Source organism: Hyunsoonleella pacifica, assembly GCF_004310335.1.
Lineage (GTDB): Bacteria > Bacteroidota > Bacteroidia > Flavobacteriales > Flavobacteriaceae > Jejuia > Jejuia pacifica.
In genome coordinates this window covers 32,579-48,048 of sequence record NZ_SIRS01000005.1, presented here as the reverse complement: position 1 = coordinate 48,048, position 15,470 = coordinate 32,579, and the positions used below count along the sequence as shown (strand labels likewise).

Annotated in this window: 13 protein-coding genes; 8 read left to right on the top strand and 5 right to left on the bottom strand. The window is 32.5% G+C overall.

Translation table 11 applies throughout. The annotated features are described in order from the left end of the window. Positions 1-45 precede the first annotated feature (45 nt). Entirely contained in the window at positions 46-840 is a 795-nt protein-coding gene (locus EYD46_RS12175) for a TlpA family protein disulfide reductase (RefSeq protein ID WP_130937451.1), read from the top strand. A 201-nt stretch (positions 841-1,041) separates the two neighbouring features. Further along, on the top strand, positions 1,042-3,198 hold the full coding sequence (locus EYD46_RS12170) for a TlpA family protein disulfide reductase (protein ID WP_130937450.1): 2,157 nt from the start codon (positions 1,042-1,044) through the stop codon (positions 3,196-3,198). Between the two features lie 61 nt (positions 3,199-3,259). Here EYD46_RS12170 and EYD46_RS12165 read toward each other — a convergent pair whose 3' ends face one another. The 5 genes from EYD46_RS12165 to EYD46_RS12145 form a co-directional block, all read right to left on the bottom strand. Further along, positions 3,260-4,171, bottom strand: a complete 912-nt coding sequence (locus EYD46_RS12165) for a TPM domain-containing protein (protein WP_130937449.1) — start codon at positions 4,169-4,171, stop codon at positions 3,260-3,262. Between the two features lie 8 nt (positions 4,172-4,179). Continuing rightward, entirely contained in the window at positions 4,180-4,617 is a 438-nt protein-coding gene (locus EYD46_RS12160) for a TPM domain-containing protein (RefSeq protein WP_130937448.1), read from the bottom strand. A gap of 16 nt (positions 4,618-4,633) precedes the next feature. Next, positions 4,634-5,221: a LemA family protein gene (locus EYD46_RS12155; protein WP_130937447.1), complete on the bottom strand. Its 588-nt coding sequence runs from the start codon at positions 5,219-5,221 to the stop codon at positions 4,634-4,636. A 123-nt stretch (positions 5,222-5,344) separates the two neighbouring features. Then, positions 5,345-5,674 carry a MerR family transcriptional regulator gene (locus EYD46_RS12150; protein ID WP_130937446.1) on the bottom strand — a complete coding sequence of 110 codons (330 nt, stop codon included), beginning with the start codon at positions 5,672-5,674 and terminating at the stop codon, positions 5,345-5,347. Beyond that, complete coding sequence (locus EYD46_RS12145) at positions 5,674-6,645, bottom strand: M23 family metallopeptidase (protein WP_130937445.1); 972 nt, start codon at positions 6,643-6,645, stop codon at positions 5,674-5,676. The genes EYD46_RS12150 and EYD46_RS12145 overlap by 1 nt, the downstream gene beginning before the upstream one ends. A 131-nt stretch (positions 6,646-6,776) precedes the next feature. Between EYD46_RS12145 and alaS the strand changes: the two genes are divergently transcribed. The 6 genes from alaS to EYD46_RS12115 all read left to right on the top strand — a co-directional run bounded on the left by alaS (position 6,777) and on the right by EYD46_RS12115 (position 15,466). Beyond that, a complete protein-coding gene (alaS, locus tag EYD46_RS12140; RefSeq protein ID WP_130937444.1) occupies positions 6,777-9,389 on the top strand; it encodes an alanine--tRNA ligase in 2,613 nt (870 codons plus the stop codon). A 41-nt stretch (positions 9,390-9,430) separates the two neighbouring features. Beyond that, entirely contained in the window at positions 9,431-10,414 is a 984-nt protein-coding gene (locus EYD46_RS12135; RefSeq protein ID WP_130937443.1) for a GSCFA domain-containing protein, read from the top strand. Between the two features lie 144 nt (positions 10,415-10,558). Further along, on the top strand, positions 10,559-11,101 hold the full coding sequence (locus EYD46_RS12130) for a DUF6252 family protein (protein ID WP_130937442.1): 543 nt from the start codon (positions 10,559-10,561) through the stop codon (positions 11,099-11,101). Between the two features lie 46 nt (positions 11,102-11,147). After that, on the top strand, positions 11,148-12,989 hold the full coding sequence (locus EYD46_RS12125; RefSeq protein ID WP_130937441.1) for an outer membrane protein assembly factor BamB family protein: 1,842 nt from the start codon (positions 11,148-11,150) through the stop codon (positions 12,987-12,989). A gap of 313 nt (positions 12,990-13,302) precedes the next feature. Continuing rightward, positions 13,303-13,503: a hypothetical protein gene (locus tag EYD46_RS12120; protein ID WP_130937440.1), complete on the top strand. Its 201-nt coding sequence runs from the start codon at positions 13,303-13,305 to the stop codon at positions 13,501-13,503. A gap of 10 nt (positions 13,504-13,513) precedes the next feature. Continuing rightward, complete coding sequence (locus tag EYD46_RS12115) at positions 13,514-15,466, top strand: tetratricopeptide repeat-containing sensor histidine kinase (protein ID WP_130937439.1); 1,953 nt, start codon at positions 13,514-13,516, stop codon at positions 15,464-15,466. The last annotated feature ends 4 nt before the right edge of the window (positions 15,467-15,470 follow it).

The window sequence follows — 15,470 nt, the reverse complement described above, 5'->3', positions numbered from 1 at the left end:
TATTTAAAGCGTAAAGACATTAAAATAACCAACAAAGAGGCTACAATGGTTAAAGCCTTAAGTATTCTTGATACCCCAGAAGAAGTTGAGGCTCAACGTGTATTTAGAGAAGATTTCAGTAATTCCATAAAATCTTTCAATCAAAAATATCAAGCGCATTATTCTGCGATTTATAAGGAGCGAAGAAATGTTAATAGGGAGCAAAAGATAAATGAATTTTTTGGTAAGGATAGCTCTTTTTTACAAGACGTTATAAAAATGCAGTTACTAAGTCAACAACTAGAAGATTTTATAGTTTATAGTGATAAGGAGTTGGCTCTAGCTAAAGAAACCATAAGCACCACTTTTATGCAAGATTACTTAGTTGAAATTAACAAACAAACCAAAGCTAAAATTGAAGGCAATAAGAGTAAAGATGGATACAATGTTCATGAGATTGAAAAAAGTGAAGGAGATGAACTATTTGATGCTATGCTTGAAAAATTCAAGGGTAAAGTAGTATATATAGATTTTTGGGCTACCTGGTGTGGGCCATGTAAATCTGGAATAAAAAAAATTGTACCACTTAAAGAAGAAATGGCGAATGAAGATGTGGTTTTTTTGTATGTAACCAATCAAACCTCTCCAGAAGGTACATGGAAGAACGCTATTGCTAATATTAAAGGCGAACATTATAGAGTATCTACTGATGAATGGAACTATTTGGCTCAAAAATTTAATATTTCAGGTATTCCGCATTACACATTAGTGGATAGAAAAGGAAATGTAGTTAAACCAAAATTAAGGCATATGGATAATAATAGTTTAAAAAAGGAACTCATGGAAGAAATTAATAAATAATTTGTCTAAAAAGTTTATAAAATGGCTTTGTAATATTCAGACTCTCCATAGCCATAAATGCCTAAATGTATTTAAATTATAGAATATAGTTTTTTTGTACTGATAACTAGCTATCGGTTGCACTCAAAATTATATATGGGAGCACGTTACATTTAGCCATTTATTATCAAATAAAAGTCATCAATCAAATCAACATCAATCATGAAAAAATTAGTTCTTATTCTTTTTTTACAACTTTTATATTTCAATATATTTTCACAAAATATCATTGAGAATCCAAATTATGGATTTTCATCCTTTCCAGGAAAGTTAACTAAAATAGAGTTGAATGAAACTAGAACGGTATTGCACTTCTACCTAAAGTATTATCCAGGAAGAAGTATTTCAATTCCCAAAAAAACATTCATTCAAGATGTGAAAGATGAGGAAAAATTATTTTTAACAAAAGCTGTTGGTGTTGAATTAGGTAAAAAGATAGTATTGCCCAGTTCTGGGGAGTTGTATTATGCGCTACATTTCCCGAGATTAAAAAGCGATACTCAAATTATAGACTTTTTAGAAGGCACAGGTAGTGCAGCTTGGAAAGTTTATAATATCAGTCTAAATACCAAGAAACCTATTCCTGTACCAAAGGACATTAACTTATGGATAAACTCAGAATTATCAAAAGTCACTAATAAACCGATTGAGAATTATAGTTCTAGTAAATTTTTCAATAAAAAACCCGCTAGAATAGTAGGTTATATAAAAGGATACACATCCCGCCTTAAATTTAATTCTGGTTTAATTTATACCGGAAATGATATTACTAGAGAACAGTACCCAGTTGTAATCCCAATAGCTGAAGATGGTCGTTTTGAAGTTGATGTGCCACTTCTAAATCCTTTTTATACCTATGTTGTTTTTAATAACACAACGTTTAAAGTTTATTTAGAACCAGAACAAACCCTAGGTGTGTTAATTGAGAAAGATATTGAATTTAAAGGACCTTTAACAAAGATAAATCAGGATTTGAAAGGCTTTGAACTAAATCGGCGCGATTACCCAGAATATAGAAAAGATTTAAAGAGGCTTACTCCAGAAGAATTTAAAGATAAACAACAACACTTCTACAATCAGAATTTAAAAAAGCTGAACAACTATTTAGGCAAAAACGATGTGCTATCTAAATCAAAAATTCTACTCAATAACTTGATTATGTTAGATAATGCAGCTCAATTATTCGATTTCATAATGGACAGGAAAAATATAGCAAGAAAAGACAGTACAAATAACGTTGTAAAAGTTCCTGAGAAAAATGATTACTATGATTTTTTACAGGATATTGATTTTAATGACCAGAGTCTTTTGGCCTTAGATAAGTTTTCCCATTTTATAAACCGTTATGAATATACGAAACATATATTTCCAAAACGAAAAAGTAATAAAGGGTTTAAACCCAAAAAAACATTTTTAGAATATTTAAATAGCGAAAGCGTACCTCTCTCAAAGGAAGAAATGGTGCTTGCTGAAAGAAAAGAAAACATCCCTAAAGAGGAAAGAAAAAAGTTTTACCAAGACCATAAAGAAAAAATTGATGCTTTTGAATTGAAGTTTAAAAAAGAAAGAAGGGCTTATTTAGATGAATATTATGATAAATATTTAAACCGCCCGAAAATGGAGAAATGGAGGTTAAGAGACTCGGTACTCGTTAATGGTTTAAAAGTTGAAACTTCAGGTTTAATTAATGAGGTAGTTAAAATACGCGCCTTAGAAAATGATATAAAAAGAACGAATTCAAAATATGCTCTAGAATATTGGACGAGTTTAGAAAAAGGTATAGAACATCCTTTCGTAAAAGCCGAAGGCCAAAGAGTTTTAAATAAATTATTTCCATCGTTTGTTACTAAAAACGGATTAGACCATAAAGGGCTTAGTAAAATAAACTTACCAGTAATAACAACAAGATTACCAGAAGGTAAAGCAAAAGATATTTTCAGAAATATAGTCGATGTTCATAAAGGTAAAATATTGTTTGTGGATTTTTGGGCAACCTCCTGTGGTCCATGTGTGGGTAGTATAAAAAGAATGAAAGAAACGAGAGCAAAATATAAAGACAATGAAGATTTTGATTTCGTCTTTATTACTGATGAACGTTCATCGCCACAAAAAAGATATGATGCGTTTGTAAAAGATCAAGAATTAAATAATATTTATAGGTTGACTTTAGATGATTATAATTATTTACGTCAATTATTCAAATTTAATGGTATTCCGCGATATGTGGTTTTGGATAAAAAGGGAGATGTTATTAATGACAATTTTCCTATGCATAATTTTAATTATTTATTACCAGGTATTTTGGATAAATACAAATAAAAGAAGTTTAAAACACTCAAAAAATCTCTGTTAAATTATGGAGATTTTTTGATTTTGATAGTTACCAACCCCCAGAAGCACCGCCGCCGCCAAAGCCACCACCACCGAAGCCACCTCCAAATCCGCCGCCAAAGCCACCACCCGAAGACCAACCACCGCCACTAGAACTACCCCAGCCTGATGAACCTCTTCTGTAGTTACCTCGTCCCATATTGCTTAGTATGATGGCTTCTAGGATATCTCTGCCATCAACACCTCCTGTTCGTCCACCGCTGTTACCGCCCCCACGTTTATTCTTCGAGATAGAAATTAAAATGATAATAAAGACAAACAAGAGAATAAATATAAGGCCAATAGGAAAGCCAGTATTGTTATTAGATTTTCGTTTTCCTTTGTACTCGCCATTCATGACCTCAAAAATGGCATCAGTACCTCTATTTAGTCCACCGTAGTAGTTGTTTTGTTTAAAATAAGGTATAATATCTCGTTCTATGATGCGTTTTGACATGGCATCCGTTAACAAGTGTTCTACACCGTATCCTGTGTTTATAGCTATTTTTCTATCCTTATGTGCTAATAATATAAAAATACCATTGTCCTCTTCTTTACTCCCTCCAATACCCCATTCATGGCCCCAGTTAGCTCCTAAATATTTTATTTCTTCTCCCTTTGTAGAAGGAATGATTGCTATTACAATTTGTGTCGATGTAGTATCTGCATATCTAATTAACTTAGTTCTAAGTTGTTCTTTTTCGTAAGGTTTGAGAAACTCTCCTTTATCATAAACAACATAGTCTTTTTTTATTATTTCGGGATTGGTTGGTTTAGGAGGAATATCATATTGTGCGTAAGCTGTGCAAAAAAAGCTAAGCACAAAAGCTAAAAACAAACCAATAGTTTTGAGTTTTAACTGCGACTGCGACTGCGACTGCGACTGCGACTGCGACTGCGAACTGAATACTGGATACTGCATACTAAACCCTATCCTTTAGAAATTTCGTTAGTCAATTCGTTTGTATCATCATCCATATAAGGGAAATGGGTTTTTAGCTGCTCACCAGATTTTAAAATACCGTCTATTAAACCTTGTTTAAAATTTCCTTTTTTAAAATGAGATTGTATAACATCCTTAGTACTGTCCCAAAATCCTTCTTCTACCACTTCATTAATACCTTTATCTCCATAAATCACAAAGGTTTTATCTTCAATAGCTACATAGATTAATACAGCATTTTGGAGTTTAGTATTGTCCATTTTTAATACATGAAATAACTCCAAAGCACGATGCGAGGCATCGCCTTTGGATGTTTTTTCTATATGTACACGAATTTCTCCAGAAGTATTTAATTCTGCCAGTCTAATGGCTTCAACAATATCTTGTTCTTCTTCGGTAGTAAGAAATGCTTCAATTTTGGACATATACTAATTAGTTTTCTTATTTAAAATCGAAGTTTACATCTGGCGCTTTATCGGCTCCAGCATCTGATTCAAAATAAGCCTTTTTATCAAACCCCATAAATCCTGCAAAAAGGTTGTTTGGGAAAGATCTTATAGTTTCATTATAAGGTTTAACAGCTTCATTAAACCTATCTCTTACTACATTAATTCTGTTTTCAGTACCTTCTAATTGAGCTTGTAACTCTAAAAAGTTTTTGTTTGCTTTAAGTTCTGGGTAACGTTCTACGGTAACCAAAAGGCTTTTTAAAGCACCAGCTAAACCACTTTGCACTTCGCTGAATTTAGCAATTTGTTCTGGTGTTAAATTAGAAGGGTCTATATTCATAGATGTTGCTTTAGCTCTTGCTTCAATTACATCCTTTAAAGTACCTCTTTCAAAGTCAGCAGCACCTTGAACAGTTTTAACAAGGTTGCCAATTAAATCAGCGCGTCTTTGGTATGAGCTTTCTACTTTTCCCCATGCTTCATTTATGTTTTCATCTAATCCAATCAAAGAATTATAAGCTTTAACCCCGAAAATTCCCAGAATAAAGACTATTACAATAGGTATAATCCATTTTTTCATAATTATAAATTTAATAAGTGTTAGTGTTATTTAGTTAGACTCAAAATCGATTAGAAAGTTACTTTATTTTTAATAAAAATAAAACGGAGTGTAGTTTTGTTTCAATGTAAGCAATAAGATAAACTAAAGATGATTTTTAATTTTAATCAACTGATCTTTTATGTCTTCAAGCTTGCTAACAATTTCAAAGTTACTCAGTGCTTGCTTTTTTTCTTCCTTTAAATGAATTTTTGCACCTTCTAAAGTAAAACCACGTTCCTTTACCAAGTGGTAAATAAATTTAAGATTTTTAATGTCTTCAGGTGTAAATTTACGATTACCCTTAGCATTCTTTTTGGGTTTAAGGACATCAAACTCTTTTTCCCAAAATCTAATTAAAGATGTATTTACTCCAAAAGCCTTGGCTACCTCACCAATACCATAATATCGTTTTTCGGGTAAATCTATATGCATTAGTCGAGGGATTGATTTTCTAAAGAAGCGTGTTCTAGTAATTTTGCAAATTCTTCAGGAGTTAAACTACCGTAATAAAAGTTTATAGGGTTTATGTTTTTACCATCTTTTTTTATTTCATAATGTAAATGGGGTGCTTCAGAACGCCCAGTACTACCAACAAATCCTATTAAATCTCCTCGTTTTACCTTTTGGTTTTTTCGTACATTGTATTTGTACAAATGCGCATATAAACTTACGTAACCAAAGCCATGATCTATACGAATGTGCTTACCATATCCACTAGATCCAGAGTCTGCTCTAATAACTTTCCCATCTCCACTAGCATAAATAGGAGTGCCTCTTGGGGCAGTAAAATCCATGCCTTTATGCATTTTTCTCGCTTTAGTAAATGGATCGGTACGCATGCCATAACCCGAAGCCATACGTGTTAAATCTTTATTACTCACAGGTTGAATAGCAGGTATAGCTGCTAAAAGTTTTTCTTTTTCTTTAGCTAAAATTGCTATTTCATCTAGCGATTTAGATTGTACTACGATTTGTTTTTGTAAAATGTCTAAGCGTTTACTAGTTTCAATAATTAAAGTGGAGTTATCATAACCCTCTAAGTTTTTATAGCGATTTATACCACCAAAACCAGCACGTCTTTGTTCTTCAGGTATAGGATTAGCTTCAAAATAAACGCGATAGATGTTGTTATCTCTATCTTCAATATTAGCTAAAACAATTTCGGCTTCACTCATTTTTTTATTTAGCAAATCAAACTGTAATTCCATGTTAGTAAGCTCGCGCTTCAATGCTTTTTCGTTTGGAGACTCAAAATAATGTCCGGCAATAAATACAAACAAAAAAGCAAAAAGAGCAGATGCTAGTAAGAATAACATAATAAACTTAAAAGTGTTACGCTTTCTACGCTCTATTTTCCGATAGGAAAGCGATTCTGGATCGTAATAATATTTTACCTTACTCATTACTTAAATTATGCTATTTTTGCAGCGAATTAAAGACAATAATAGCACGTTAAATTTAGTAGCTAAACGACCAAAGATAAAAATTGTTTTACAAATACTATAATTTGACGAGAAATAGCGCAATTACATAGATGAAATCTCAAGAAGTTAGGTCTAAATTTTTAAGTTTTTTTGAAGGTAAAAAACACAGCATAGTATCATCAGCTCCAATGGTGTTAAAAGATGATCCCACTCTAATGTTTGTAAACTCAGGAATGGCACCTTTTAAAGAATGCTTTTTAGGAAATGCCGAGCCTAAAAGTAATAGAGTGGCCGATACCCAAAAGTGTTTACGTGTTTCTGGAAAGCATAATGATTTAGAAGAAGTAGGATATGATACTTACCACCACACACTTTTTGAAATGTTGGGTAATTGGAGTTTTGGAGATTATTTTAAGAAAGAAGCTATTGCTTGGGCTTGGGAATTATTAACTGAAGTTTATGGCATAGATAAAGATATACTTTACGTTACAGTTTTTGAAGGAGATAAAGAAGACGGCACAGAAATGGATACAGAAGCCTATGACTTCTGGAAAGCTCACATCTCTGAAGATTGTATTTTAAAAGGCAATAAAAAGGATAATTTCTGGGAAATGGGAGACCAAGGACCTTGTGGACCCTGTAGTGAAATACATGTAGATATCCGCTCTGCGGAAGAAAAGGCTAAAATTTCAGGTAAGGACTTGGTAAATATGGATCATCCTCAAGTGGTTGAAATATGGAATTTGGTATTTATGCAGTACAACCGAAAAGCCAATGGTTCTTTAGAAGTTTTACCAAATAAACATATAGATACAGGAATGGGCTTTGAGCGCCTGTGTATGGTATTACAAGGCGTACAATCTAATTATGATACTGATGTATTTACGCCCATAATTAGAGAAATAGAAACCATTACTCATAAAAAATATGGTAAAGAAGACAAAGTAGATATTGCTACACGTGTAATTGCCGATCATGTTAGAGCTGTAGCTTTTTCTATAGCTGATGGGCAGTTGCCAAGTAATACAGGGGCAGGTTATGTGATACGTAGAATTTTACGTCGTGCAGTGCGTTATGGTTTCACATTTTTAGATAAAAAAGAACCTTTTATATATCGATTAGTTGATGTTTTGAGTAAGCAGATGGGAAAGGCATTTCCTGAGCTTAAGGCACAAAAACAATTAATTGAAAATGTAATTAAGGAAGAAGAGCAATCGTTTTTAAGAACTCTGGAACAAGGTTTAGTGCTTTTAAATCGTATTGTAGATGAAACAAAAGGAGATATGGTTTCTGGCGAGAAAGCATTTGAGTTGTATGATACTTATGGCTTTCCAATAGACTTAACAGCTTTAATTCTTTCTGAAAAAGGGTTGAAATTGGACGAAAAATGTTTTGAGGTTGAATTACAGAAACAAAAAAATCGCTCAAGAGCAGCTAGTGAAATGTCTACTGACGATTGGACGGTTTTAGTAGATGATGCCGAAGAAGAATTTATAGGTTACGATACCCTAGAGACCAATGTAAAATTAACACGCTACAGAAAAGTGTCTTCTAAGAAAGAAGGCGACATGTACCAGTTGGTGTTTAATTTAACACCATTTTACCCAGAAGGAGGAGGTCAGGTTGGAGATAAGGGCTATTTGGAAGATACACATGGCGATGTAGTTTATATTTTAGATACAAAGAAAGAGAATAATGTTATTATTCATTTTACAAAAAACTTACCAAAGCATTTAGATGAAACATTTAAGGCTGTAGTAGATTCTAAGCAACGCCATAGAACCGAATGTAATCATACAGCAACACATTTATTACATCAGGCACTGCGTGAAATTCTAGGAACGCATGTAGAACAAAAAGGGAGTGCCGTACATTCTAAATATTTACGTTTTGATTTTTCGCATTTTTCAAAGTTAACTGTTGAAGAACTGCGTGACGTAGAGCATTTTGTTAACCGAAGGATTGAAGGAAAGTTGCCATTAATTGAAAAACGAAATGTACCGAAAGAAGAAGCTATTGCAGATGGAGCAATGAGCTTATTTGGAGAAAAATATGGAGATACAGTACGTTCTATACGCTTTGGGAAATCTATTGAATTATGCGGAGGAACACATGTTAGTAACACTGCCGATATTTGGCATTTTAAAATTGTATCTGAAAGTGCAGTAGCTGCAGGAATTAGACGTATAGAGGCCATTACAAGTGATGCCGTAAAAGACTTTTATTTTGAAAATAATAGAACATATTTTGAGATGAAAGATTTGCTTAATAATGCAAAAGAGCCTGTTAAAGCACTTCAAAATCTACAAGAAGAAAACGCGAGTTTAAAAAAGCAAATTGAACTATTATTAAAAGATAAGGCTAAAAGTATTAAGGGAGAACTTAAGAATGAACTTGAGGATATAAATGGTGTACAGTTTTTAGCTAAAAAGTTAGATTTAGATGCAGGTGGTTTAAAGGATGTAGCTTTTGAGTTGGGAAGTCAATTTGATAATTTATTCTTACTGTTGGCAACTGAGCAAAATGGAAAAGCACTCTTGTCTTGCTATATTTCAAAAGAATTGGTAGCTAACAAAGATTTAAATGCAGGACAAGTGGTACGAGAACTTGGTAAATACATACAAGGTGGCGGTGGCGGACAACCATTCTTTGCCACAGCAGGCGGTAAGAATCCTGCTGGTATTGCTGAGGCTCTTAGTAAAGCAAAAGACTATATAAGTTAATTTCGCAAAGTATCACTAAGGCGCCTTTGTGATAGAAGAAAATGAACCTTCAAACCAAAATATCACTATCCAAGCAGTCTGATAATCTAATAGATTACAACTCCAAACTTTTATTGTTAGGATCTTGTTTTTCAGAAAACATTGGAAATAAATTAGAGTATTTCAAATTTCAATCCTACCATAATCCTTTGGGAATTTTATTCCATCCTAAGGCTATTGAGAACTTAGTGTCCCATGCTGTTGCAGATAAAATATTTCTGGAGGATGATGTGTTTCAGTATAATGATTTATGGCACTGTTTTGATGCGCATTCTAAATTAAGTAGCAGTGTAAAGAATGATGTTTTACAAACCTTAAATACACAAATACAAGTAACTAAAAAAAATATTCAAGACGCAACGCATGTCATTATCACTTTAGGGACAGCTTGGGTATATCGTTTCGTTAAAACACATAACATAGTTGCTAATTGCCATAAAGTACCACAAAAGGAGTTTAATAAAGAATTATTAACAGTTGATGATATCTGTCACACATTACAAAACATATCAACTTTAATACGAAACCTAAATTCTAAGGTGTCAATACTATTTACAGTGTCTCCAGTACGACATATAAAAGATGGTTTTGTTGAGAATATGCAGAGTAAAGCACATTTAATTGCGGGAATACATAAAATGATAGGTCAAGAATTAACCAGAAATCATCAATTATTAATCGTCAATCAAAAATCTTATTATTTTCCATCTTATGAAATTATGATGGATGAACTACGGGATTACCGTTTTTATAACGAAGATATGATTCATCCAAATCAAACGGCAGTAAACTATATTTGGGAAAAATTTAAAGTGGTATGGATTTCAGAAGAAAGTTATGAAGTTATGGAGCATGTTGAAACCATTCAAAAAGGGCTTCAACATAAGCCTTTCAATCCAAATTCTGAGGCACACCAAAAATTTCTTCAAAAACTAGAGGTGAAAAAAGCTCAAATTATATCTAAATTCCCTCATATTTCTTTTTGATAAGACCTTTTTAGGCGTATTTACGCAACAGTCTTAGTCTTATTATTTGTTCATCTATTTTTAAATATACGTAATTCATCGTATTGATTTCATTTACGCATTGTTGCAGTTTTGTTGTGTTATTAACCAATAAAAAAATCAACAATGAGAAACTTAAAACACATTTATGCATTAGTAATTGTATTACTAACACTTACATCATGCTCTAATAACGATGACAATGATGGCGGGCCTATCACAGCTGGGAATGGAACTTTAGTTGCAAAAGTAGATGGAGCCAATTTCCAATCATTAGACATATCGTCTTCAGCAACAGTTGCAAATGCTGGAAGTGGGCTAAAAAATTTAGTTATCATAGCCTCTAACAGTGATGGTAATGCATTTGCCATAACTATTTTTGGTTATGATGGCCCTGGTACTTACGAATTAACAGGAGCAAATGCTGCTGTGACCAATATTGCTTCATACACAGAAACAGACGTTAATTTGTCTAACCCTACTGCTTCTACAACTGAGATTTGGCAAGCACCATATGATGATACTAAGGTTGGGGAAGTTATAATTTCTGAAGAAACAGCTTCAAATGTTACTGGTTCGTTTAATTTTTCAGGTAAGAATGTTAATGGGGATGGATCGGTAAAAAGTATTACCGAAGGATCCTTCAATTTATCTAAGCAAACAACATAGTAAGTAATCACATTCTAATGTGATGATTTAATTAAATACATCAACAATGAGAAATTTAAAAATATTTGTTTTTCTGTTAGCCGGTACGCTAATGTTAAACGCACAAAAAGCCGAAACTCCTAATTTTACTTATGATTTAGGAGGTAAAATTGAACAGATGACACTAACCAGTTCTGGAGTAATGTTAATTACACATGGTAAAGGATTAGCAGGAATTAAACCAGGGCAGGAAAGTTTAGTGTTTAATTTTGATGATTATGGAAAAGTAAAGCAAGAAGAGATTTATATTGTACCGAACACACCCTATGTAATGGTAGGGCAGGCAGGCTTTGGAGGTATTTCTGCAAAGCAAAGCGTAATAGATGTGGTGTCTGGTAAGCGTTTATTTGATACTAAGGCTAATGGATGGAAGGCAGCAGGTAGGCCAACGTTGCTAATGCCAGAAAATAAATTGATAGTTTCTGGGCAAAGAACAGCAAAAGAAAAATATACTCAGGCCGTAGGTATTTATGATATGGGTACAGGAAATGAAGTAAAGCTTTTTAAACTCAAGGGGACAAACTCATTAACTGGTCAGCCTAGTATCATTAATGGAGGCGTAATATTACCAACTTATAAAGGGGTTTACAGAATAGATATGAATACCGGGGCAGAGAACTGGGTGGTAGATTTAAAAAATGTAGCCTATGTTATTCCAGATAAAGATGGTAAATCTATGTTTGCCGTACAAGGCAAAGGCAAAAACCATGTGATTCATAAAATTAGTGCATCTGGTGCGCAAATGTGGGGAGATGGTGCAAAATTAAAAGGTGTGGTGTCTAATTTTGAGGTTACAGATAAAGGGTTGGCTATTGTTAGCGATGTAGCAGATACAGGTAAAAAAGGATTAGCAAAATTAGCAGCAGCAAAAGCCCAGAGTAACATCTCTTTTTTATCAGCTTCAACCGGCGAGGATTTGTGGGAAAAAGCACCAAAAACCAAAGGTTATGTGCAGCACTTTTACATCATGGATGATGGTATTTTGTTTGGAATTGGGGAGGGAGGTATTAATAAGATATCCTATGATGGTAATCCTTTATTTAAAAAGCCATTAAGAACAGGAGAGAATATCCATACTATGGCGCTAACTAAACAAGGTATGATTTATATTACGGATAGTGATGCAAATATCATAGACCTAAACACAGGAGCATCTATTTGGAATAAACCAATTAAGTATAAAAAAGCTAAAGCAGTAACCAGTACTTACGATGAAGCTCATTCTAGATACTTAATAAGCACTGGTGAGGAAATCATAGCAATCGATGAAAATTCTGGAGATATAAGCACTTTAGCTACATTAAAATTTGAAGAGAAAGAGCATCCTGCTGCTATGGACGTTAGAGATGGAGGTTTACTATTATCGTCAGACCAAAATTTAATGATGCTAGATTTTGATGGGTCTGAGAAATTTCATGAATATTTTCGTTCTCCAGGGAAAAGTGCTTTAGCAGTAGCGTTATTAGCAGCTACGGCCGTAGCTTCAACAGCGATGGCCATGGACGCAAGTGCAAGGGCGGGAGCAAATCGTAATTACTTGGGGCAGTATAATCAGTATGGGGCGCAAATGAAGCGTACTGCAGATATGTTTGCAGCGATTGGAACAGCTTCTTTTAATGAAATGGCAAGGCGCTTTAAAGCAACTGCAGCAACTGAAAATGCTCAATTTATATTAACAAAGTTAGATGATGGTGCAGGTTTAGTGAAAATTAATAAAGATACCGGAAGTGCAGAAAAAGAGATCTTGCTTAAAGATAAAAAACCAACATACGAAGTTGATGAATTTGGAGGTTATTTATATTACTTAGCCAACAACAATACTATTTATGCTTACGACCTTAAAAATTAAATCTTGTTGTTGAGATTTGTTGATTGGGCGTGATAATCAGATTATTGCGCTTAATCTTTTTTTCAAACACTTAATCGAATATTTACGAGATTAACAAGTAATAATCATTAGATTTAAAATGCTATTAATCAGTTCATACCAAAAAGCACCAATACTTGTAATCAATAAAGTTACAGGTAATTGGTGTTTTTTTTGTGTAACATTTTGCATCTTAATTTTCTATTAAATTTTAGTCATTATGGTGTTTGATTGGTTTGGTATAATAATTTTTTTGATAGTTTTTATAGTACTTTTTTATGTCATAAAAGTGTATTTGGATTTTAGTCTAATTCAGAAAAAAGGAGAGGAAGTGTATGCTTTTCTTTTTGAAAAACATCATTTAGAACAAAACAAATATCATTTAAATTCTGAAAAAGTTAAGATTGCAGAATATTTTAATGATTCAATTATTAGACGTTTGTTGTGGCTTGTTAATAAATTAATTTCAAATCAAAATATTATATTTGATAAGTAACCACGCTTTTATGAAACATAGATTTCTATCAATCATACTTACTATACTAAGTTTTTATTGTTCTTCACAAAATAATTTAAAAATAATAGATAGTTTAAAATTAGTGATTGAATCAAAACCTAATGATTCAATAAAAATTAAAACTTATAGTGATTTATGCTGGTATTATGGAAGGGTTTCAAATGATTCTGCTCTTTATTATGGCAATTTAGCATTAGAATTATCTAAAAATACTAGAAATATTGTTGGAGAGGCTCAGGCCTATAATGATTTGGGGATAATACATGCTTACGGGTCTAATCATGATGAATCTATTATTTTGTACCATAAATCATTGAAAATAAGAAAAGTGTTAAAGGATTCTTTTGGAATGGCTAGTATTTATAACAAACTTGGTTTTTCTTATCATAAGAAGTTTCAAATGGATTCATGTTTAAAATATAATATTAAGGCTCTTGATGTTTATAAAGCAATTAAAAGTGAACGACATGTTTTTTTAACAAAAGGTAATATTGCAGCATTATACGAAGAAATGAAGCAATATGATAATGCCTTAAAAATACACTTTCAAACATTAGAAATATCCAAATCAATTGAAGACTCATTGGGTTTAGCTAAGGTTTATAGTAATATTGGTAATACATATTTATCCTTAAATGATACAATTAAGGGTTCTAAGTATTATGACAAAGCTTTAGATATCTCTGAAAACAATAATTACAGCAGAGTTTTAGCTAACCTTTATTATAATTATGGAAAAATAAAAGAGAATAAAAAAGCGTTTAATGAAGCCCAAGTTTTTTATCAAAAATCATATCAAGCCAGTGAAGAAATTAATGATGATTTTGGACGTGCCAATGCTTTATTGAGTATTGGGGAAGTTTATACTAAGACTAGTAATTATAGAAAGGCAAAAGAAAAATTATACAAAGGCTTGAAATTATCGAAGAAGATAAAATCTAAGAAACATGAACATGTAGCTTACAATTATTTGTTTAATCATTATTCTAAAACTGTCAATGCTGATAGTATTATATATTACCACAACGAATTCAATCGCCTCAAAGACTCTATATATAGTGATAGAGTTACAAAAGAAATAGCAGAAGTACAAGAAAGATATAATACTGCTGAACGCGAAAAAGAAATACTTACTCAACGTGCTGATATAGCTGAAAAAGAGCTTAACATAAATAGAAAAAACACGCAGTTAATAGGTTTAGGTTTATTGGCTGTTGTAATATCACTTCTGGGGTATCTCCTTTTTAAACAGCAAAAACTAAAAAATGAACAACTAAAAAAAGAAGGGGAACTTAAAGAAGCTTTAATAAAAATTGAAACCCAAAATAAACTACAAGAACAACGTTTAAGAATTTCTAGAGATTTGCATGATAATATTGGTGCGCAGTTAACCTTTATCATTTCTTCCATAGAGAATTTGCAATATGGTTTTAATATAAAAAATGAGAAATTAAATAAAAAACTAGTAAGTATAAGTGCATTTACAAAAGATACGATATATGAGTTACGGGATACTATTTGGGCAATGAATAAAAGTGAAATTTCATTAGAGGATTTGCAAACGCGCATTAGTAATTTTGTAGAAAAGGCAGATAAACATTCAGAAGTCATCCAATTTCAGTTTTTGCTAAGTGATAATATTGTTGATGAGATTATATTCACATCAGTAAAAGGTATGAATATATATAGGATTGTTCAAGAAGCGATACACAATTCTATTAAATATGCCGATGCCAAAAATATTTCGGTTAAAGTTTCAAAAGAAAGCAACCAATTATGTATTGACATTGTTGATGACGGAAAAGGTTTTGATGTTAATGGTGTAAGTGATGGTAACGGATTAAACAATATGAGGAAACGAGCAAAAGATATTAATGCAAGTATTGTTATTGAAAGCGAAATACATAACGGCACCTCTGTTTTATTAGGTGTGCCATGTTAAATAA